We start from the raw sequence: 20,603 nt of genomic DNA, 5'->3' as shown, positions 1-20,603 counted from the left end.
GAAGGATGCCCTCCCATGCGACCCCACGATGACAAGAAGAAGCTCGAGACAATCCCGACGGCCGATTCGGGCGCCTGCGAAGCCTGCACGCTGACCGGCACCAGCCGTCGCTCGCTGCTGCGAAGCGCGGTGATGTTCGCGATGTTCGCCGGCAGCGGCGTTGGCCTGACGGCCTGCGGCGGAGGCGGAGGCGATGACGGCGGCAGTGGCAGCCCGCCCGACAGCAGCGGCTCGGTCTTCCAGCACGGCATCGCGAGCGGCGACCCGCTGCCGGGCCGCGTGATCCTCTGGACCCGCGTCACGGCCGCTGCGCCGGGCACGATCAACGTGGTGTGGGAGGTGGCGAGCGACGAGCGCTTCGGCGCCATCGTCGCCCGCGGCACCACCAGCACCGGCCCCGAGCGCGACTACACGGTCAAGGTCGACGCCACCGGCCTTCAGCCTGGCAGCAGCTATTACTACCGCTTCTTCATCGGCAGCGACACCTCGCCCGTCGGGCGCACCAAGACGCTGCCGGTGGGCGGCGTGGCACAGGCCAAGCTGGCGGTCGTGTCCTGCGCCAATTTCCCGAGCGGCTACTTCAATGCCTATGCCGACATCGCGCGGCGCACCGACATCGACGTGGTGCTTCACCTGGGCGACTACATCTATGAGTACGGCCGGCTGGGCTACGCCTCCCAGCTCGCCATTGCCATCGACCGCGTATCGACGCCCGACCATGAGATCCTGACGCTGCAGGACTACCGTCAGCGCCATGCGCAGTACCGCACCGACGCCGACCTGCGCACCCTGCACGCGCGGCTGCCCATGATCGCGGTGTGGGACGACCACGATCTGGCCGACAACGCCTGGTCGGGCGGTGCCGCCAGCCACGACGAAGCGACCGAGGGCAGCTTCGCAGCCCGGCGCGCCGCGGCCGTGCAGGCCTACCACGAGTGGCTGCCCACACGCCTGCCCGACCCGGCCAACCCGCTGCAGATCTACCGCTCCTTCGACTTCGGCACGCTGGCGTCGCTGCACATGCTCGACACCCGACTGGTCGGGCGCGAGAAGCAGCTGACGCTCGACCAGTACATGGCCGGCGAGGCCGCATCGCCGACCCGGCAACTGCTCGGGCAGCCGCAGCTCGACTGGCTGGCGGCCCGCATGGCGGCGTCCGCCGGCACCTGGCAGGTGCTCGGCCAGCAGGTGCTGATGATGCGCATGGCCGTCCCGCTGAGCGTGGCCACCGCCATCACCGTCGAGACCCTCACCGCCTACGTGGTGGCGCAATCGACGCCGGAGGTCGCGCGCAGCGACAGCCAGCGCGCGCTGCTGGCGCAGGAGAAGGCGCCCTACAACATGGACGCCTGGGACGGCTACCCGGCCGCGCGTGACGCCGTGCTGGCGCTGGCGCGCAGCCAGGGGAAGAACCTCGTCTCGCTGGCCGGCGACACGCACAACGCCTGGGCCGGCAACCTGACCGACACCAGCGGCCAGCGGGTCGGGGTCGAGTTCGCCACCGCCTCGGTGTCCTCGCCGGGCTTCGAGCGCGCACTGCCGCTGGTCGCGAACGATCTGCTGTCGGATGCCTTCCGGCGCATGGTCGACGACCTGCGCTACGCCGAGACCAGCAAGCGCGGCTATGCCGTGCTGACCCTGACGCCGGCCGAAGCCCGCTGCGAATTCATCGAGGTGAGCACGGTGCTCAGCCGTGACTATTCGGTTCGGACGGCCGCGACGCTGCGCGCGCTTCCGGGCACCGGCCATCTGCAGGTGCTGACCGCCTGAGCGGGCCGCAACGGCAGAGTCGCGCGTTCCCCAGCGCAGCGACGCGCCACCGGTTGCGCAACGAAGCGGTCACAGGCACGATGTTGCTGCACTGCAGAGAACCTCGTGCGCCCGCGTCGCGGCGCTTGGCCGTGCGGCCGAGTTGCACGAGGACCACCACGCGCCGCCGATGATCTTCCTTTGGCCCGAGTCCCTCTGGATCCTGCTGGCGCTGGTGCCGCTGCCGGCGCTCTACCTCTGGTTGCTGCGGCGGCGCGCCCGGGCGGCCCTGCGCTACAGCAGCTTGGGGGTTGCGCGCGCAGCGACGGCCGGCCGCCAATGGCGGCGGCACCTGCCGCCTGCCCTGCTGCTGCTCGCCTGCGCAGGCCTGCTGCTGGCGGCGGCGCGGCCGGTGGCGCGGGTGCCGCTGCCCTGGGCGCGCTCCTCGATCATGCTGGCGATGGATGTGTCGCTCAGCATGCGGGTGAGCGACGTCAAGCCCACCCGGCTGGTCGCCGCACAGGAGGCCGCGAAGTCCTTCCTGCAGGAACTGCCGCGGAACATCGAGGTCGGGCTCGTCACCTTCGCCGGCAGCAGCCAGGTCGCGCAGCGCGCGACCCTCGACCGGGCGGCGCTGGTCGCCAGCATCGACGCCTTTCAGATGCAGATCGGCACGGCAGTCGGCAATGCCATCGTGCTGTCCCTGGCGGAGCTGTTCCCGGAACAGGGCATCGCGCTGGACGACCTGGGCATCGGCAACAAGCCGGCCGGGCGCAGCCTGGACGAGAAGCCCAAGGCGCGCCCGCCACCGATCACGCCGGTGGCACCCGGCTCCTACGACGCCGCCGCGATCATTCTTCTGAGCGACGGCCGCCGCACCACCGGCGTCGACACGCTGGCCGCGGCGAAGATGGCGGCCGACCGCGGCGTGCGCATCTACGTGGTCGGACTGGGCACGGTGGACGGCCCCGCAGCCACGCCCGAGGGGATGGAAATCTACATGCGGCTGGACGAGCCGACACTGCGCGAGGTGGCGCGCATGACCGGGGGCGAATACCACCACGCCGGCAGCGCCGAAGCGCTGCGCACCGTCTACGAACGCCTCGGTTCGCGCCTGCAGGTGACGACGCGCGAGACCGAACTCAGCGCTGTGCTGGCGCTGCTGTCGGCGGTGGTGGCCATGGCAGCAGCCGCGCTGTCGTTGCTGTGGTTCGGCCGCATCGCCTGACGATGCAACCCCAGCTGAGCGCCTGGGCCCGGCGCGTCAAGCGGGACGGAGTGACGCTGTGGTTCGCGATCAAGCACCCCGGCACGCCCTGGTACGCCAAGGCCCTGGGCGCCTTCGTGGTCGGTTATGCCTTGAGTCCGATCGATCTCATTCCGGACTTCATTCCTGTCCTGGGCTACCTGGACGATGTTCTGCTGCTGCCCGTGCTGATCTGGCTGACCGTCCGCCTGATTCCTGCGGCGGTCCTTGCCGAGTGCCGCAGCGAAGCCGACGCGTGGATGCAGACCGCAGGCGCCAAGCCGGTCAGCCGGGTCGCGGCGGTCGTCATTGTGGGCCTGTGGATCGCCATCGCCGGGCTGGCGTGGTACGGATGGACGCACTGAGAGTCGATGCCGACGGGTGAGCATGGCGTGGCTTCCAGGCCCCTCCGAACTGCGGGATCGAGGACCCCGCGTTCAGAAGGCATAGGTCGCGCCCGCCCCCACCGTCCAGTTGCGCCCCGGTGCCGGCTCGAAGTAGCGGGCGTTGCCTTCGTTGACGATCACCGAGCCGACGGTGCGACGGTCGAACAGGTTGTCGACGCGGGCGAAGGCGTTCCACTCCCAGCCGGCCCAGCGCTGCACATAGCCCGCCTGCAGGGCCACGACGACGTAGCCCGGCGCACGCGCGGTGTTGGTGTCGTTGGCCTCGATACGGTGCAGCGCGCGCAGCTCGGCGCCCGCGCGCCAACCCAGCGGCGGCGCATAGCCGAACGATGCGAAGAAAGATTGTCGCGCGATGCCGGGGATGCGGTTGTCCGGCGCGACCGCATTGCCGCCGGTGCAGGGCGCGGGCGAACAGAAGCCGTCGCGGTAGCGCGCATCCAGCCAGGTGTAGGCCAGCTGGGTGCGCCAGTGGCTGCGCGTCTCGTGCAGCCAGGCGAGTTCGACGCCGTCGCGCCGCGTGCGGCCCGCGTTCTGGAAGGTGGCGCGACCGCCGCTGTTGGTGGCGGTCACGATCTCGTCGTCGGTGCGGGTCTGGAACAACGCGGCGGTCAGCAACCCGTCGGCCACACGCGCCTTGGCGCCGACTTCCAAGCTGCGGTTGACCGACGGCTGCAGCGCGAAGTTGAGCCCGCCGACATTGCCCGGGCGGTACGAGAGTTCATTGAGTGTCGGCGTCTCGAAGCCGCGCCCGCCGCTCAGGTAGAGGTTGAGGTCGCGTGTGGCCGCGAAGCGCACCGCGGCCGCCGGCAGCAGCTTGCGGTAGCGCGCGTCGCCGCTGTCGTCGCCATTGATGCCGCGCTGGTAGCGGTCGTTCGAGTCGAAGCGCACGGTGCTCTGGCGCAGGCCGGCTTCGAGCGACCAGCGCTCGGCGAAGTCCCAGCGCGTCTGCACATAGGGGTCGACGTTGCCGACCTGGTTGCGTTCGTCGCGCCGCAACGCGCCCTGCACGCCCAGTCGCTGCCCGGCGCCGGTGCCCATGAAGTTCTCGTAGCCGCGGCGGGTCTCGTGCAGCGTGTCGTAGGCCAGGCCGGTCGACAGCTCGAAGGGCCGGCCGGCCAGCGCGGTGCGCAGCGTCCAGCGCGCGTCGAAACCGGCATAGCGGCGCTGCAGGTCGATCACGCCGCCGGCGCTCAGGGCGCTCGCCTGCGCCGACGGAGGGATCGACTGGAACTGCGTGGTGCGGCGGTCGCCGCCGTAGAGCATCAGCCGCAGGTCCTGGTCGGCATCGATGCGGCGTTCGTACAGCAACCCGACCTGCGTCTGATCGACCGTCTTGCGGGTGTCGTACTGGGTCGCGAGCGGCGCCGCGCGCGGGTCGGCGTCGCGTTGCGCCTGCGTCAGGCCCAGCGGGTCCTGTGCATCGATGCGCACGCTGTTGGCAATGAGCGTGAGCCGGCTGCCGTCGTCGAGCTGCACGCCCAGCTTGCCGTTGGCGATGTCGCGTGTGGCGGCGCTGTGGTCGCGGTAGCCGTCGGTGCGGAAGCGACTCGCGCTCAGCACGTAGTCGACGGCGCCGTTGGCGCCCGAGGCCTTGGCGCCGATGCGCGTGCTGCCGAAGCTGCCGCCTGCCACCGAGAAGCCCAGGCGCGGCGGCGCTTCACCGTCTTCGGTGAAGACCTGGATCACGCCGCCCGACGAATTGCCGTACAGCGCCGAGAACGGCCCGCGCAACACCTCCACGCGGTCGGCCGAGCCGAGGTCGATGTTGGTGCTCTGCCCTTGCCCGTCGGGCAGCGTGGCGGGAATGCCATCCACGTAGAGCCGCACGCCACGCAGGCCGAAGGTCGAACGCGCGCCGAAGCCGCGGATGGAAATCTGAAGGTCCTGCGCATAGTTCTGCCGGTTCTGCACCTGCAGGCCGGGCACGCTGCCCAGGCTCTCCGACAGGTTGACCTGCAGTTTGCCGTCGCGCAGTTGCTGGCGGTCGACCCGGTCGACCGAGCCCGGCATGTCGAAGGGCACGACCTCGCCGCGTGGGGTCGAGACGGTGACTGCGCGCAGGCTCGGGGTCGCGTCGTCGGGCGCAGGATCCGGCGGGGCCGGCGACGGCGTCTGCGCATGCAGCGCGGCGGCAAACAAGGTGCCGGCCAGCCCGACCGTCCGCCGCCCGCCGACGCGAAAGACAGCGGGCCGACGGGTGTGTTTCAAAGGTGCTCTTCTCAAGGCGGGTTGCTCGCTCGATACGCGATTGAATCTGCTTCAGTGCCGCTGGCCCCGGCTCGGCGCCCGTGCGTACGGGGTACCTCACTCAGGCCCAGCGGCGCTGCCTCAGTACACCACGATCTTCCCGGTGGGGCGCGGACTGTGGCAGTCGTTGAGAAGTACTCGCCCGGCGTCGTGAAGGTGTGGTTGGCCGAAGCGCCGGGGTTGAGCCTGAAATTGAAAGCCCCCTCGAAGAACTGGGTCGCGCAGTGGGCGTTGGCATTGTCGGCCGGGTTGCGGAAGGTCACGGTGGTATTGACCGGCACCCGCATGAAGGTCGGCGTCATGGCATTGACCGCGGTCGACTCCGTCGTGCCGGGCTGGTTGGCGGCGGTCTGCACGCGTGCGAGGAAGACGGTGTTGGGCGTCGGCAGCGCGGCGCCTTCCACCGCCGTGCCGGACACCGGGCGGCGCACGATCGGCGGCTGCGGCGTCGCTGCCGGCGGCACCGTCCCGCCGACCTTGAAGGCCCACAGGAAGTCGCCGCGCGCGGCCGAGTCACCGTAGGGAATGCCGGTGCCGCCGGCGTACACGGCGACGTACTGCTCGCCGTCGATCTCGTAGCTCACCGGACTGGCGCTGATGGAGGCACCGGTCTGGAAGCGCCAGAGCTCGTTGCCGTTGTTGCCGTCCATCGCCAGCAGGTTGCCATCGGGCTGGCCGATGAACATCAAGCCGCTCGCCGTGGTGAGGATGCCGTTGCCGTGCGCCAGCGAATACGGCATGTACTTCTTCCACTTGACCAGGTTGGTGCCGGGGTCGACGGCCACGATGCCGCCGGTCATGTACTCGCCCGGCGGGCGCAGACCGTTCGCCGCCTCGGTGAGCGAATGCGCCGCGGCGACATAGCCGGTGCCGGTGTAGACCAGGCCGGTGGCGGGGCTGAAGGACTGATGGTTCCAGTTCGCGCCGCCGCCATGGCCCGGTGTGGAGAGCGTCGGGATGTCCCAGTGCGGATCGTAGAGGCAGCCCAGCGCGTAGTTCGGCACCGCCCGGTTGGGGTCGCCGGGGATGGCCGTGCCGAGTGGCTGGTTCACCACGCAGGTTTCCGTCCAGGCCCCCTGGCGCGGGATCGGCTGGGTGGGCCAGGTGGCCTGCCGGGCGTCCTGCTTCACCGGCACTTCGTCGATGCCCAGCGGCGCGCTGCCGTCCTTGCGATCGAGGATGTAGTACATGCCGGTCTTGCTGCCGTAGATCACGACCTTGCGGTCTTGCCCATTGATCTTCACATTCGCCAGCACCGGCGACATCACGTTGTCCATGTCCCAGATGTCGTGGTGGACCGACTGGAAGTGCCACTTGTACTCGCCGGTCTTCAGGTCCAGCGCGACGATCGAGTTGGCGAAGAGGTTCATGCCGGGGCGGGTCGAGCCGTTCTGGGACGAACCGCCACGTGCGTTGCCGAAGGTCCAGTACACCATGTTCAGCTCGGGGTCCACGGCCGGATGGATCCACGGCGTGGCGCCGGTGCGGTCGGATTCGGGGGCATTGCCCCAGGTGTCGTAGCCGCGCTCGCCGGGACGCGGCACGCCCCAGAACACGGTGAGGACCTTGCCGTCGGTCGCATCGGCAGAGAACGCCGCGCCGCGGTTGCCGTCGTTGGTGCCGATGTACAGCCGCTTGTCGTGGTAGACCAGGGCGACCTTCTGGACGGCACCCACGAACTGCGGGTCGGCGCTGGTCGGATATTCCTTGATCCATGCGACCTCGCCGGTGTCCTTCTTCAGCGCAACCAACCGGTTGCCGTTGGCCACCGTGTAGACCAGTCCGAGGTCCTTGGCGACGGCGACCCCGCGGCGGGTGATCACGCCGTAGGGCGTGGTCCACTTCCACTTGGTGGCGCCGGTCTTTCCGTCGACCGCGATCACGTTGCCCACGGCGGACTCGATGTAGATCACACCGTCCACCACCACCGTGGTGCTCTGGTTGGTTCCAGTCGTGAGGCCGCCCTCGATGCGGTTCAGCCAGGCACCGCCAAGCTGGCCGACCTGCGCCTTGTCGATCTTCTTCAGGCTCGAGTAGTTCTGGTTGCCCAGGTTGCCGCCCACCTTGGGGAAGTCCTTGTCGCCGGGGGTACAGCAATCCTTCAGGTCGGCCGCCGTCGGTGCCGGTGCCGGTGCTGGTGTCGGTGCCGGTGCTGGTGGGCGGTCGTCTCCGCCGCCGCAGGCGTTGAGCAGGAAGGGCGAGGTGATCACGCCACAGGAAAGCAGCAGCGCTGCCAGTGATTTGCGTTGCATGGTGTCTCTCTCGAAAGAAGATGAGAAGGCGGCGCTCACCGCCCTGCCCTGCAGCGCGGGCGGTACGGCCGAACGCTGGGCAGGAAGGACCTATTCGGTGCAGAAGGGGGTCAGGCCCATGGCGGACTTCACGCCCTGGACGACCAGCTTCTGGAAGGCAGCGGAACCCGGCCCGGTCGAATTGGCTTCGAACGAGTGGGTGTTGTGGCCAAGGGTGGAGAGCCAGGCCCGTCCGCCGTCGTAGTACTGGCACCAGGCGACCGGATGGAAGTCCCTGTGGCCCGGATGCGGTGCCGCCGTCAGCGGCAGCAGCGTGGATGTGTCCACCTTCGCCAGGAACTTCACCTTCGTCGGGAAGGGCTCCAGGTTGTACCACTCGTCCTGGAAGGTGAAGCGGGCCGGCACGCCCTCGGTGGACGGGTCCTTCGCCATGATCTCGACGTCGCCGGCGCGGTTCGGCGCGTGGTTGTAGAAGTTGGCGTTGCCCAGCAGGCCCTCGTAGTAGGGCCAGTTGTATTCCGCGCCGAAGGCGTTGTGCAGTCCGACGAAGCCACCGCCGCGGCGCATGTAGTTCCTGAGCGCGGTACGCGCCGCGTCGTTGCTGGTCGCCACATCGGCGTTCCACAACGTGTCGCGGTTGGAGCTGGCGAAGATGACCGCCTTGTAGTTGTTGACCCGGCTGCCCAGCACCGCCACGTCCTCGGTCCAGTCCACGGTGATGCCCTCGGCACTGAGCATCCGCACCAGACCCGCTTGCATCACGTTGTCGGGGTTCATGGTCGGGTTCAATCCGGCGCCCATGGGCGTGCCCAGGTTGGCATGCCGGGGCCCGGCGGTGCGCGAGTAGACGAGCACACGGTTGGGCGTGGTCGCGAAGGCGCCCCAGTCGTGATAGCACTTCGGGTCGGTGCCGCGGCAGACGTTGTAGTAGGTGTCGAAGCTGGTGTCTGCTTCGACCGGGTCCGGCACCGGTGCAGGCGTGTTGACGGGCGCCGTGGACGTTGGCGGCGGCGTGGTGCCGCTGCCGCCCCCCGAATCATTGCCGCCGCCGCCACCGCAGGCGGTGAAAGCCAGGGTGAGAGCGATCGCGAACAGGATCTTGACTTTGTGCGAACCGGCAACTTCCATGAATGTCTCCTTCTTGGGTTGAAGCAAGAGCCACCGCGACCCAGGTGGCTCGTGTCTGGCAGACGGACAGGCAGGCGGACAGGCAGGCGGACATCGATCGCCGCCACACCGAACAGATCGGACCGCCTGACTTCTGGCTGACGAAGTCCATGCTAAGTTTTTTGGAAAGTGTTTTCACTATGGAAATCCCTTCCTTTTTTCTCGTTGCAGGCGTTTTTCTTTTCGGATGCGTTGCGCAAGCCGCCTCGCAGGTGGCTTTCGCGGCACGAAGGGTCGGGGTCGTGAGCCGCGCGCAAGGGGCGATGGGTTCAGTGACTGGAAAGGCGGCTGCGCGGCGGCCGCCCGCGTGGCGGGCAGACGCATTCGCCAATGCGGGTGGCGCTACCCGTGGAAGAAGCGCGCGGGGCCGGTCACCAGCCAGGGGAACAGCACCATCAGGAACATGACGGCGAACTCCGCAAGCATGAAGGGCACGACGCCGCGGGTGACGTCGTCCATTTTCATGCGCCCCACGCCGGCCACCACGTTCAGCACCGTGCCCACGGGCGGCGTGATCAGGCCGATCGAGTTGTTGATGATGAACATGACGCCGAAGTAGACCGGGTCGATGCCCGCGGCCTTGACCACCGGCATCAGCACCGGCGTCAGGATGAGGATCGTCGGCGTCATGTCCATGGCGGTGCCGACGATCATCACCAGCACCATGATCGCGACCATCAGCAGGATCTTGTTGTCCATGAAGGGCTGCAGCAGGCCGATGACTTTCGCGGGCAGGTCGGCGACGGTGATCAGCCAGGCGCTCACCATCGCCGCGGCAATCAGGAACATCACGATGGCGCTGGTCTTGGCGGCGCTGACGAACACGGCGTACAGCTCGCGCCACGACAGCTCGCGGTAGATCGCCGTCGACACGAAGAGCGCGTACACCGCGGCCACCACTGCCGCCTCGGTCGGCGTGAAGACGCCCAGGCGCAGGCCGACCAGGATGATCACCGGCAGCATCAGGGCCCACAGCGCCTGGCGGAAGGCGGTGGCGATCTCGGCGCCCGACTTGCGCGGCGGCGGCACGATCTTTTCGCGCCGCACCAGCCAGGCCCAGGTGACCCACAGCGCGCCGCCGATCAGCAGGCCGGGCACGATGGCCGCGAGAAAGAGCTTGGAGATCGACACGTTGGCGGCCACGCCGAAGATCACCAGCCCGATGCTCGGCGGAATGACCGGCCCGATCACACCGGTGGCGGCGATCAGCCCCCCGGCGCGCGCCTTGTCGTGGCCCGCGCTCACCATCATCGGCAGCAGCAGCGCCGTCAGCGCGGCCGCATCGGCGACGGCCGATCCGGACAGCGCCGACAGCAGGCAACCCGCCATGATCGTGACGTAGCCGAGCCCGCCCTTCACATGGCCGACCAGCGCCAGTGCGAAGTCGACGATGCGCTTGGAAAGCCCACCGGCGTTCATGATCTCGCCGGCCAGCATGAAGAAAGGCACTGCCAGCAGCGGGAAGCTGTCGGCACCGCCGATGACGTTCTGCGCCAGGATCTGCGCGTCGAACAGGTCGAGATGCCACATGAGCGCGACGCCGCTCGCCAGCAGGGAGAACGCGATCGGGATGCCGATCGCCATGGCCAGCAGCAGCGCGCCGACGAACACGAGAATGGTCATGAGGACACCTTGGGCTGCGCCGGGGCGGGCGGGGATTGTGCGGCGACTTCACCCAGGATCTGCTGCAGCTGCACCGCCTCTTCCGACTCCTGCACCATCACCAGCTCGGCATCGGCCAGCTGGCCGCTGAGCATGCGGTACAGGTCGAGCAGCAGGATCAGCCCGGCCAGCACGGCGAACACGATGCCCGCGGCGTAGACGATCGCCATCGGCGCCCCGGTGGTCGGCGCGGTCACGTCCCAGTTGATGCGGGCCTGCGCGACGCTGCCCTGGAACAGCAGCCAGACGATGTAGAGCATCACGACGTGGCCGGCCAGCAGACAGGCCTTCTTGCCGGCCCGCGGCAGACGCTGCACCACCATGTCGACGCCCAGGTGGCCGTGCTCGCGCAGCGCCACCACCGCGCCGAGGAAGGTCATCCAGATGAAGAGCCAGCGCGATACCTCTTCGGACACGGTGATGCCCGAATTGAAGCCGTAGCGCAGCACCACGTTGCCGAAGACAAGCACGACCATCACGGCCAGCATGAAGGCGATCACCGCCTCGATCGCCCGACACGCGCCATCGATCCCGCGGTTCATGTTCCTGCTCCTTGCTACGGCTCAGGCGGCGGGCGCGCGCAGCGTTTCGACCAGCGCGCGCAGCGCGGCCAGGTACGACACCGGTCCGAGGCCCTGGATGGTGGCCTTCACCGCCGGCGAAATGATCGAATGCGCCCGCCAGGCCTCGCGCGCCGCGATGTTCGACATGTGGACCTCGATGGTTGGAAAGGGCATGGCCTTGATCGCGTCGTGCAGCGGCACGCCGTGCTGCGTGAGGCCGGCCGGGTTCACCAGCGCGCCCTGCGCAGTGTCGATGTTCTCGTGCAGGAAGTCGACCAGTGCGCCTTCATGGTTCGACTGCAGGATCGCCAGCTCGACCTGGAGTTCGCCGGCCAGGCGCTCCAGCCGTTCGTTGATCTGCACCAGCGTCGTGGTGCCGTAGATGTGGGGTTCGCGGCGCCCGAACAGGTTGAGGTTGGGGCCGTGGAGGACGAGGATCTTCATGGGGGATGCGGGGCTCGGTTGGGCGGTTCGCTCGTCACTTGCGGATGCGCGCCAGCTCGTCGTTGTAGAGCTTGACGGTCGCGGGGTCGTAGCTGGCGGCGAACTTCTCGGTGACCGGCTTGGCGATCTGTCGCATGCGGGCCTGTTCGGCGGGCGCCAGTTCGTTGTACTGCAGGCCCTTGGCCTGCAGGTCGCCGACGGCACGCTGGGCCGCGGCGCGGCTCACCTGCCGCTGGTAGCCGCGGGCTTCGTTGGCGGCATCGTTCATCATCTTCTGTTCCGCGGGCGTGAGCGAATCCCAGAACTTCTTGCTCACCAGCACGATGTTGGCCGCATACACATGGTTGGTCGCGCTGACGAACTTCTGCACTTCGAAAAACTTGTTCGACAGGATCACCGCATACGGGTTCTCCTGCCCGTCGACGGCCTTGGCCTCCAGCGCGCCGTACAACTCGGCGAAGGGCATCGGCACCGGGTTGGCCTTGAAGGCCTTGAAGGTCTCCAGGAACACCGGGTTGGGAATGACGCGGATCTTCAGGCCTTCCAGGTCTTCCGGTTTGGTGATGGGCCGTTTGCTGTTGGTCACGTTGCGAAAGCCCAGGTCCCAGTAGCCGAGGGCGACCAGGCCCTTCTCGGGCAGCTTGGCGATCAGCGCCTGGCCCAGCGGCCCGTCGAGCAGCGCATCGGCCTGCGCGAAGCTGCTCACCGCGAAGGGAAAGTCGACCAGACCGAACTCCTTCACGATGCCCGCCAACGAGGTCGTGGCCGGCGCCGACATCTGCTGCACCCCGCCCTGCAGTGCCGACTGCTGCTGCATTTCGTTGCCCAGTTGCGAGGCTGGGAACTCCTGCACCTTCATCTTGCCGCCGCTCTTGGCAGCGAGCAGTTCGGCAAAGCGCTTCACGCCGAAGCTCACCGGATGGTCGGCATTGTTGAGGTGGCCGAAGCGAATGACGCGCTCCTGCTGGGCCAGCGCGGGCGTCGCGAACAGGACCACAGCGCTCATCGCAGCCAACCAGCGGAGGGTGGATTTCATGGAGACTCCTTCATGCGTATTAACAATGGCATTCACCAAAGCGTCGATCCTATGGGTTTCATGGAAATCTTTTCCATAGTGGAAACCCTGTCCGGTTGTTGCTACAGTTCACCCATAGTCGGGCTGAGTTGCCCCACTGCGTCCCTTCCCGCGAGATCCCGACATGAGTGCCATCCTCGAGCGCAGCTTCAAAGTCCTCGAACACCTCGCCGCCAGACCCGACGGCCAGGCGCTGTCCCTGCTGGCCTCGGAGCTCGACATGCCCCTGAGTGCCACCCATCGCCTGTTGTCGGAGCTCGTGCGCTGCGGCTACGTGCGACAGGAGCAGAGCCATGGCAATTACGTGCTCACCATCAAGCTCGTGTCTCTGGGCCTGGGATTTCTGAGCGCCAGCGGCATCGTCGACGTCGCCCAGCCGCTGCTCGACCGCCTGGCGGCCGAGTCCGGCGAGCTGGTGCGTCTTGCGGTCGTCGATGGCGAGGAACTCACCTTCGTCGCCAAATCTCAGGGGGCGACGAGAGGATTGCGCTATGACCCCGACATGGGCCTGTCGGTCAACCTCTCCTGCAGCGCGGCGGGCCATGCCTGGCTTGCGACCATGAGCGACGAGCGGGCGCTGGAGCTGGTCTCTCGGCAAGGCTTCGGCAGCCCCGAGGATTTCGGCCCCCGAGCCGTCACGTCGGTGAAGTCCCTTCTCAACTATCTGAAGGCCACCCGAAGCCGGGGCTTCAGCATGATCGTGGAAGTGTTTGCGCCGGCCATGGCATCGATGGCCGCACCGGTTCGCGACAGCAGCGGCGCCGTGATCGGCGTGGTGACGATCGCCGGGCCGCTCGTGCGTCTGACCGAAGACCGAATGCTTGCGGTGGCACCGGCCTTGCTGGCATCCACCGAGCAGCTTTCGCTGGCCAGTGGTGCATCGGCTTTGCTGAAGAAGCGGGCCGCCTGAGACGCCCCGCCGCCCCGCCGTCTCGCCGTCCCTTCAGCCGACGCGCCGCTGGCTCGAGAGCCGCCGGACCACCGCGACCAGGCGGTCGATCTCGTCGAAGGTGTTGTAGAAGGCCAGCGAGGGCCGCACCGTCGTCTCGACACCGAAGCGGCGCAGGATCGGCTGCGCACAGTGATGGCCCGTACGCACCGCGATGCCCTCCTCGTTGAGCGCGTGGCCCACCTCTTCGGTGCTGTAGCCGGCCAGCACGAAGGACATCACGCTGGCCTTGTCGTCGGCCGTACCGATCAGCCGCACGCCGGGCACGGTACGCAGCTTCTGCATGCCGTACACCAGCAGCTCGTGCTCGTAGCGCGCGATGTTCTCGATGCCGACCTTGTTCACGTAGTCGATCGCCGCGCCCAGGCCCACCGCATCGGCGATGTTGCCGGTGCCGGCCTCGAACTTGTTCGGGATCGGCTGGAACACGGTCTTCTCGAAGGTCACGTCGGCGATCATGTTGCCGCCGCCCTGCCAGGGCGGCATGTCCTCGAGCACGTCGCGCTTGCCCCAGACCACGCCGATGCCGGTCGGCCCGAAGACCTTGTGTCCGGAGAACACGAAGAAGTCGGCACCGAGGTCCTGCACGTCGACCCGCATGTGCGACGCCGACTGTGCGCCGTCGACCAGCGCCTTCGCGCCGGCGCGGTGCGCCAGCTCGACGATCTCCTTGACCGGCACCACCGTGCCCAGCGCATTGGAGACCTGCGTCACCGCGACGATCTTGGTGCGGTCGTTGAGCAGCTTGCGGTACTCGTCGAGCAGCACCTGGCCCGAGTCGTCCACCGGAATCACCCGCAGCTTCGCGCCCTTGGCGGCGGCGAGCTGCTGCCACGGCACGATGTTGGCGTGGTGCTCGAGGTTCGACACGATGATCTCGTCGCCCTCGCCCACGTGCTGGCCGCCCCAGCTCTTGGCCACCAGGTTGATGGCCTCGGTCGTGCCGCGCATGAAGATGACTTCTTCCACTTCGGGTGCGTTGATGAATTTGCGAACGCGCTCGCGCGAGCCTTCGTAGGCATCGGTCGCGCGCGCCGCCAGCTCGTGCGCGGCGCGGTGGATGTTCGAGTTCTCGTGTTCGTAGAAGTACGCGATGCGGTCGATCACCGATTGCGGCTTGTGGGTGGTGGCGGCATTGTCGAACCAGACCAGCGGCTTGCCGTTGACCCGCTCCTGCAGGATCGGGAAGTCGCGGCGCACGGCGTGCACGTCGAAGGGCGGGTGCTGGCCGCTGCCGGCCAGCGGCACCGCCTCGGGTGCGCGCGCGCCGGGCTTGGCCGGCGTGACAAAGCCATTGGTCAGGCGTACCGCGTCGACGAAGTAGAACTGCGCGTCGCTTCCGGGCGCGGCCGAAGGCGGGCTGGGTGGCGATGCGGATGCGGCGGTCTGCGGCCGGGCCAGGCCTTCGAGCGGATCGTGGATCGCGATGGCATCGCTCGCGCCGGCCGATGGGTGGCCGTAGTGGCTGCCGACGAAGTAGAAGGGCGAAGCGGCCGTGGACGGCGTCACGGGTGCATTCGCCTGCGGCACACCGAGCAGCGTGCCGCCCGAGCGCGGCTCGAAGGCCGGCGCCACCGACAGCGCGAGGTCCGGCACGCCGTTGCCGGCCACCGCGTGCGGCAGCAGCGCGGGCGCCCGGTTCGCGAGCGAGGGTAGCTGGGTCGGCGATGCGGGCATCAGGTTGGCGCCGGGGATCTGTCCCTGCGGGATCGGCGTGCCCGGCACGCTGGGCCCGAAGCCGGCCGGGCTCACCAGCGGCGAGCCGGGCGGCGCGACGTTGGCCGGAAACTGCGCGCCCGGCGTCAGGCCGTTCGCCACGCCCGGCAAGGACGTGGGCGGCGTGCCCGGCAACGCAGCGAACATGGCGCTCGCCATGCGCGCGAGGAGCGCCGGATCGAATGGCGCCTCACCCGCTTGCGACGGCAGGCCGCCTGGAGTCAGTGGGGTGCTCACTGCGTTTACTTGTAGGTGTCGGCGTAGTCGTGGTACTTGCCGATTTCCACGTCGTCGAGCACGGCGAGCGCATCGGTGGTCAACACCGCCAGCGAGCAATACAGCGAAATGAGGTACGAGGCGATCGCATGGTTGTTGATGCCCATGAAGCGCACCGACAGGCCCGGCCCCTGCTCGCCCGACAGGCCCGGCTGGAACAGCCCGACCACGCCCTGGCGCTTGTCGCCCACGCGCAGCAGCAGGATCTTGCTCTTGCCGTCGGCCACCGGCACCTTGTTCGACGGGATCAACGGGATGCCGCGCCAGGTGATGAACTGCGAACCGAACAGGCTCACGGTCGGCGGCGGCGTGCCGCGGCGGGTGGCTTCGCGGCCGAAGGCGGCGATCGCCAGCGGGTGGGTCAGGAAGAAAGCCGGCTCCTTCCACACCTTGGTCAGCAGTTCGTCCAGGTCGTCGGGCGTGGGCGCGCCGGTCAGCGGGAAGATGCGCTGCTCATCGGTCACCTGGGCCAGCAGGCCGTAGTCGGGGTTGTTGATGAGCTCGCTCTCCTGGTTCTCCTTGATCGTCTCGATCGTCAGGCGCAGCTGTTCCTTGATCTGGTCGTGCGGACTGCTGTACAGGTCGGAGATGCGGGTGTGCACGTCGAGCACGGTGCTCACGGCATTCAGGAAGTATTCACGCGGGTTTTCTTCGTAGTCGACGAAGGTGCGCGGCAGCTGGTTCTCGCTCTCCTTGGCGGTGCACACCACCTGGATCGACTCCGGGTTCTTCACCTTGTTCAGGCGATAGATGCCGGCCTCGACCGGCACCCACTGCAGCAGGTGCGTGAGCCAGCGCGGGCTGATGGTCTCGAGCTGGGGGACCGTCTTGGTGGCGTTGGCGAGCTGGCGTGCGGCGCTGTCGCCGAGAGCGGTCGTTCCGCCCACTGTTGCTGTCATGAAAACTCCGTGGAAGGCTGAAGGGAGGGGTGAAGTGCCGCGGAGTGTCTGTCGGGGGAGGGTTTCCCCTCAACAGGCTATAGCCGCCAAGTTGATGCGGCGCACCGTGCGCTGCCGCTCGATCTGATCGCAGCGCGTGAGAAGCGACGCAATGTCGATGTCCAGCGCACGCGCGAGCTTCTGCGCCGTCAGGATCGACGCAATGACGCGACCGCGCTCCACCTCGCCGACATAGGAGCGGTTGAGGTTCGATCGCTCGGCCAGCTGCTCCTGCGACCAGCCGCGCACCTCGCGCAGTTGACGCACGGCGATACCGAAGGTTTCGATCAGGTCCTCGACGGGGGGCGACATCGCGGGCAAGTCCACGCGTGCCGCCTCGGCCGCCCGGCTCATGCGATGGGCCTGGCGTTCTGCAGGCTAGCCTGGGTCACGCTGGCGCCGGCCGGCACGTGATCGGTGATCCACACGTTGCCGCCGATGGTCGCGCCCTGCCCGATCGTCACGCGACCGAGGATCGTGGCGCCGGCGTAGATGACCACGTCGTCTTCCACCAGCGGATGGCGCGGCAGGCCCTTCTGCAGGTGGCCTTCGGTGTCCAGCGGAAAGCGCTTGGCACCGAGCGTGACCGCCTGGTAGATGCGCACCCGGCGCCCGATGACCGCGGTCTCGCCGATCACGACACCGGTGCCGTGGTCGATGAAGAAGCCCGGCCCGATCTGTGCGCCGGGATGGATGTCGATGCCGGTCTGCCCATGCGCCAGCTCGGCCACGATGCGCGCCAGCAGCGGCAGGTCCAGCGTGTAGAGCGTGTGCGCGAGGCGGTGGTGGATCATCGCCAGCACGCCGGGGTAGCACAGCAGCACCTCGTCGACGCTGTGCGCCGCCGGGTCGCCCTGGTAGGCCGCGAGCACGTCGCTGTCGAGCAGGCGCCGAACGTCGGGCAAGGCGGCGCCGAAGGCACGCACCGCCGCGGTGGCGAGCGCCTCGACATCCACCTCCGGCCGCGGATCGCGGCGCGCGTAGTAGTTCAGTTCCAGCAGTGCCTGGCCATGCAGCGCATGCAGCGCCGCGTCGAGCGTGTGGGCGACGTAGACATCCTCGCTCTCCTGGCGCAGCTCGATGGGCCCCAGGCGCATCGGGAACAGCACCCCCTGCAGCGCGAGGACGAACTGCGCCATCGCGTCGCGCGACGGGAATTCGCGCCCGAGAGGTTCGCGCGAGCGCCCCTGCGCGTCGCGCCACTCGTTGCGGGCCGCGTGCAGCGCACCGGTGATCTCCGCGATGTCGAATCTGGCCATCCGTTCACCCTCTGCGTGTGTCGTCGCTTGCGCTCGGCACGATCAGTCCTGCACCCAGGGCAGATCGTGAAAGCGCCAGCCATCGGCGGTGCCGCGGTGCTGGTGCGCATCGATCTCGCCCTCGAAGCCTTCGCGAACATTGAACACGCGCGTGAAGCCGGCCTTGGCAGCCGCTTCTGCCGCGAGGGCGGAGCGCTTGCCGCTGCGGCACAGCAGCAGGACAACCGCGTCCTTGCCGCCGGCCTTCGCCACCTTGGCTTCGAGCTCACGGACGAAGCGCGGGTTGCGCGTGAGCGCGGTGCCCGTGGCCCACGGCACGTGCAGGCTCTCGGGCACATGGCCGACGAACTTCCGCTCTTCGGCCGAGCGCACATCGACCAGCACGGCGGCCTGTTGCTGAACCAACTGCCACGCCTCGGGGGGACTGACACCGCCGGCGTAGGACAGGTTCTGTTCGACGGCTTCCGCATGCGCGCGCTCGAGGGCTTCGGGCAAGGTGATCTCTTCGACTTCGATGGACATGGACATGGACAACGGACTCCTGGATGCGTCGGCGGCCTTCTGGATGGCCATAGGCATCAATCTAGGTGGAAGCGTCCGGCTTACCAACGAATAAAAAGTGGAATCCAAACAACCGGTACGTCTTTGCAGCCGGCCGCGGCGGGCGTATGGTCGCCTCCCCTCAAGCAGCCCCCTTAGGCGAAGTGGCAGGCCACCCACTGGGCGGCCACCGGGCGCAGCGCCGGCGCCTCCTGCCGGCACCGGTCGGCGGCCTGCGGGCAGCGCGGATGAAAGCGGCAGCCCACGGGCGGCTGCAGCGGATCGGGCAGGTCGCCCTTCAACACCGTGCGCGCGCGGTGCGCCGCACCGGGCTGCGTGCGAGGAATGGCGGACATCAACGCGCGCGTGTAGGGATGCAGCGGCGCGCGCCACACCGCGTCGCTCGGCCCCTGCTCGACCACCAATCCGGCGTACATCACGGCAATGCGGTCGGACATGTGCCGCACCACCGACAGGTCGTGCGAGATGAAGAGGTAGGACACGCCGAACTCCTCGCGCAGCCCGAGCAGCAGGTTCAGCACCTGCGCGCGCACCGACACGTCGAGCGCGGACACCGCCTCGTCGCAGACGATCAACTCCGGCCGCAGCATGAGCGCACGCGCGATGCCGATGCGCTGCCGCTGCCCGCCCGAGAACTCGTGCGGGTAGCGCGTGGCCATCTCGGGCCGCAGGCCGACCCGCGCCAGGGCCCAGGCCACATGCTCGCGCCGCTCGGCCGCGGTGCCGCGCTGCTGCACGACCAGCGGTTCTTCGAGTGCGCGGCCGACATTGACGCGCGGGTTGAGCGAGGCATACGGGTCCTGGAACACCATCTGCAAGCGGCTGCGCACCGCCTGCAGGGCCTTGCCTTCCCGCTTCGTCACGTCCTCGCCGTCGAAGTCGATCCGGCCCGCGGTCAACGGCGTCAGCCGCAGCGCGACGCGCGCCACGGTCGACTTGCCGCAGCCGCTCTCGCCGACCAGGCCCAGCGTTTCGCCGCGCCCGACTTCGAGGTCGACCCCGTCGAGCGCGTGCACCGTGCCGGCCTGGGTGGGGTAGTGCTTGATGGCCTTTTTGAGGCTCAGCAGCGGGGTGCTCATGCGACCTCCCGCAGCAACTCGCGCGGCGCGGCCGCATCCGACAGCGGCAGGAAGCAGGCAACGCGGTGCGCACCGCCCGGCCCCACCGCATCGAGCGCGGGCCGCGCGCTGAGGCAGGTGGCGCGCGACTGCGGGCAACGCGGCGCGAAGGCACAGCCGGGCGGCATGTCGAGCAGTGACGGCACGGTGCCGGCGATCTCGGGCAGCCGGCTGCCCGGCACCAGGTCACCCAGCGCCATCGACGCGAGTAGGCCGGCCGTGTACGGGTGCGCTGGCGCATCGAACAACTGGGCGACGCTGCCCTGCTCCACCACGCGCCCGGCGTACATGACCGCGGCGCGGTCCGCCACCTCGGCCACCACGCCCAGGTCGTGCGTGATCAGCAGCAAGCCCATGCCGCGCTCGGCCTGCAGTTCCTGCAGCAGCTCGAGGATCTGGGCTTGCGTCGTCACGTCCAGTGCCGTCGTCGGTTCGTCGGCGATCAGCAGCTCGGGCTCGCAGGCGAGCGCAATCGCGATGACCACGCGCTGCCGCATGCCGCCCGAGAGCTGGTGCGGGAAATCGTCGGCGCGGCGCCGCGCCATCGGGATGCCGACGCGGTCGAGCAGCTGCACCGCCTGGTCCCACGCCGCGGCACGGTCGACCGGGCGGTGCAGGCGGATCGCCTCGGCGATCTGGCTGCCGATGCTCAGCACCGGGTTGAGCGCCGACAGCGGCTCCTGGAAGATCATGGAGATGCGGTTGCCGCGCAACGCGCGGATGCCGGCCTCGGGCAGCGTCACGAGGTCGGTGCCGTCGAAGACGATGCGCCCGCCCGCGATGCGCCCTTGCGTGCGCGGGATCAGCCGCAGGATCGAATAGGCGGTGACGGACTTGCCGCTGCCGCTTTCGCCCACCAGCGCGACGGTCTCGCCGCGGTCGACGCTGAGCGAGACGCCGTCCACCGCCTTGACCACGCCGGCGCGGGTGTCGAACCAGGTCTGCAGTTCATGGATGTCGAGCAGTGCCATGCG

18 protein-coding genes are annotated in these 20,603 nt (G+C 68.6%); 4 read left to right on the top strand and 14 right to left on the bottom strand.

Going from position 1 to position 20,603, the window contains the following annotated elements; genetic code table 11:
* Positions 1 to 15 precede the first annotated feature (15 nt).
* From ACSFBE_RS17915 to ACSFBE_RS17905, 3 genes are all read left to right on the top strand, one after another.
* On the top strand, positions 16 to 1,770 hold the full coding sequence (locus ACSFBE_RS17915; RefSeq protein WP_435491760.1) for an alkaline phosphatase D family protein: 1,755 nt from the start codon (positions 16 to 18) through the stop codon (positions 1,768 to 1,770).
* Positions 1,771 to 1,939: 169 nt separating this feature from the next.
* Positions 1,940 to 2,977, top strand: a complete 1,038-nt coding sequence (locus tag ACSFBE_RS17910) for a VWA domain-containing protein (RefSeq protein ID WP_435491759.1) — start codon at positions 1,940 to 1,942, stop codon at positions 2,975 to 2,977.
* Positions 2,974 to 3,360 carry a YkvA family protein gene (locus ACSFBE_RS17905; RefSeq protein WP_435492000.1) on the top strand — a complete coding sequence of 129 codons (387 nt, stop codon included), beginning with the start codon at positions 2,974 to 2,976 and terminating at the stop codon, positions 3,358 to 3,360. Before ACSFBE_RS17910 ends, ACSFBE_RS17905 begins: the two co-directional genes overlap by 4 nt.
* A gap of 72 nt (positions 3,361 to 3,432) precedes the next feature.
* Here ACSFBE_RS17905 and ACSFBE_RS17900 read toward each other — a convergent pair whose 3' ends face one another.
* From ACSFBE_RS17900 to ACSFBE_RS17870, 7 genes are all read right to left on the bottom strand, one after another.
* On the bottom strand, positions 3,433 to 5,526 hold the full coding sequence (locus ACSFBE_RS17900) for a TonB-dependent receptor family protein (RefSeq protein ID WP_435491999.1): 2,094 nt from the start codon (positions 5,524 to 5,526) through the stop codon (positions 3,433 to 3,435).
* A gap of 95 nt (positions 5,527 to 5,621) precedes the next feature.
* Complete coding sequence (locus tag ACSFBE_RS17895) at positions 5,622 to 7,901, bottom strand: outer membrane protein assembly factor BamB family protein (protein ID WP_435491758.1); 2,280 nt, start codon at positions 7,899 to 7,901, stop codon at positions 5,622 to 5,624.
* A 90-nt stretch (positions 7,902 to 7,991) separates the two neighbouring features.
* Positions 7,992 to 9,029, bottom strand: coding sequence for a ThuA domain-containing protein (locus tag ACSFBE_RS17890; RefSeq protein ID WP_435491757.1), 1,038 nt, complete (start codon positions 9,027 to 9,029; stop codon positions 7,992 to 7,994).
* Between the two features lie 381 nt (positions 9,030 to 9,410).
* Positions 9,411 to 10,691, bottom strand: coding sequence for a TRAP transporter large permease (locus tag ACSFBE_RS17885; RefSeq protein WP_435491756.1), 1,281 nt, complete (start codon positions 10,689 to 10,691; stop codon positions 9,411 to 9,413).
* The gene (locus ACSFBE_RS17880) at positions 10,688 to 11,272 is read right to left on the bottom strand and encodes a TRAP transporter small permease (RefSeq protein ID WP_435491755.1); all 585 of its coding nucleotides are present in this window, start codon (positions 11,270 to 11,272) and stop codon (positions 10,688 to 10,690) included. The genes ACSFBE_RS17885 and ACSFBE_RS17880 overlap by 4 nt, the downstream gene beginning before the upstream one ends.
* Positions 11,273 to 11,293: 21 nt before the next feature.
* Positions 11,294 to 11,737 carry a type II 3-dehydroquinate dehydratase gene (locus ACSFBE_RS17875; protein ID WP_435491754.1) on the bottom strand — a complete coding sequence of 148 codons (444 nt, stop codon included), beginning with the start codon at positions 11,735 to 11,737 and terminating at the stop codon, positions 11,294 to 11,296.
* A gap of 34 nt (positions 11,738 to 11,771) precedes the next feature.
* On the bottom strand, positions 11,772 to 12,773 hold the full coding sequence (locus ACSFBE_RS17870; protein ID WP_435491753.1) for a TRAP transporter substrate-binding protein: 1,002 nt from the start codon (positions 12,771 to 12,773) through the stop codon (positions 11,772 to 11,774).
* Between the two features lie 163 nt (positions 12,774 to 12,936).
* Here ACSFBE_RS17870 and ACSFBE_RS17865 point away from each other — a divergent pair, with 163 nt between their 5' ends.
* Entirely contained in the window at positions 12,937 to 13,722 is a 786-nt protein-coding gene (locus tag ACSFBE_RS17865; RefSeq protein ID WP_435491752.1) for an IclR family transcriptional regulator, read from the top strand.
* Positions 13,723 to 13,755: 33 nt separating this feature from the next.
* Here ACSFBE_RS17865 and ACSFBE_RS17860 read toward each other — a convergent pair whose 3' ends face one another.
* The 7 genes from ACSFBE_RS17860 to ACSFBE_RS17830 all read right to left on the bottom strand — a co-directional run bounded on the left by ACSFBE_RS17860 (position 13,756) and on the right by ACSFBE_RS17830 (position 20,600).
* The gene (locus tag ACSFBE_RS17860; RefSeq protein WP_435491998.1) at positions 13,756 to 15,636 is read right to left on the bottom strand and encodes a family 2A encapsulin nanocompartment cargo protein cysteine desulfurase; all 1,881 of its coding nucleotides are present in this window, start codon (positions 15,634 to 15,636) and stop codon (positions 13,756 to 13,758) included.
* 83 nt (positions 15,637 to 15,719) lie between these two features.
* A complete protein-coding gene (locus ACSFBE_RS17855; RefSeq protein WP_435491751.1) occupies positions 15,720 to 16,652 on the bottom strand; it encodes a family 2A encapsulin nanocompartment shell protein in 933 nt (310 codons plus the stop codon).
* A gap of 69 nt (positions 16,653 to 16,721) precedes the next feature.
* Positions 16,722 to 17,003, bottom strand: coding sequence for a helix-turn-helix domain-containing protein (locus ACSFBE_RS17850; protein ID WP_435491997.1), 282 nt, complete (start codon positions 17,001 to 17,003; stop codon positions 16,722 to 16,724).
* A gap of 38 nt (positions 17,004 to 17,041) precedes the next feature.
* Positions 17,042 to 17,950 carry a serine O-acetyltransferase EpsC gene (gene epsC, locus ACSFBE_RS17845; protein ID WP_435491750.1) on the bottom strand — a complete coding sequence of 303 codons (909 nt, stop codon included), beginning with the start codon at positions 17,948 to 17,950 and terminating at the stop codon, positions 17,042 to 17,044.
* Between the two features lie 42 nt (positions 17,951 to 17,992).
* Positions 17,993 to 18,472 carry a rhodanese-like domain-containing protein gene (locus tag ACSFBE_RS17840; protein ID WP_435491996.1) on the bottom strand — a complete coding sequence of 160 codons (480 nt, stop codon included), beginning with the start codon at positions 18,470 to 18,472 and terminating at the stop codon, positions 17,993 to 17,995.
* Between the two features lie 173 nt (positions 18,473 to 18,645).
* The gene (locus ACSFBE_RS17835) at positions 18,646 to 19,590 is read right to left on the bottom strand and encodes an ABC transporter ATP-binding protein (RefSeq protein ID WP_435491749.1); all 945 of its coding nucleotides are present in this window, start codon (positions 19,588 to 19,590) and stop codon (positions 18,646 to 18,648) included.
* Complete coding sequence (locus tag ACSFBE_RS17830; protein ID WP_435491748.1) at positions 19,587 to 20,600, bottom strand: ABC transporter ATP-binding protein; 1,014 nt, start codon at positions 20,598 to 20,600, stop codon at positions 19,587 to 19,589. Before ACSFBE_RS17830 ends, ACSFBE_RS17835 begins: the two co-directional genes overlap by 4 nt.
* Between the last annotated feature and the right edge of the window lie 3 nt (positions 20,601 to 20,603).

The organism is Variovorax sucrosi (assembly GCF_051216635.1).
GTDB lineage: Bacteria > Pseudomonadota > Gammaproteobacteria > Burkholderiales > Burkholderiaceae_C > Variovorax.
The sequence above is the reverse complement of the archived record's forward strand: the minus strand, read 5'-3'. Positions and strand labels throughout refer to the sequence as shown.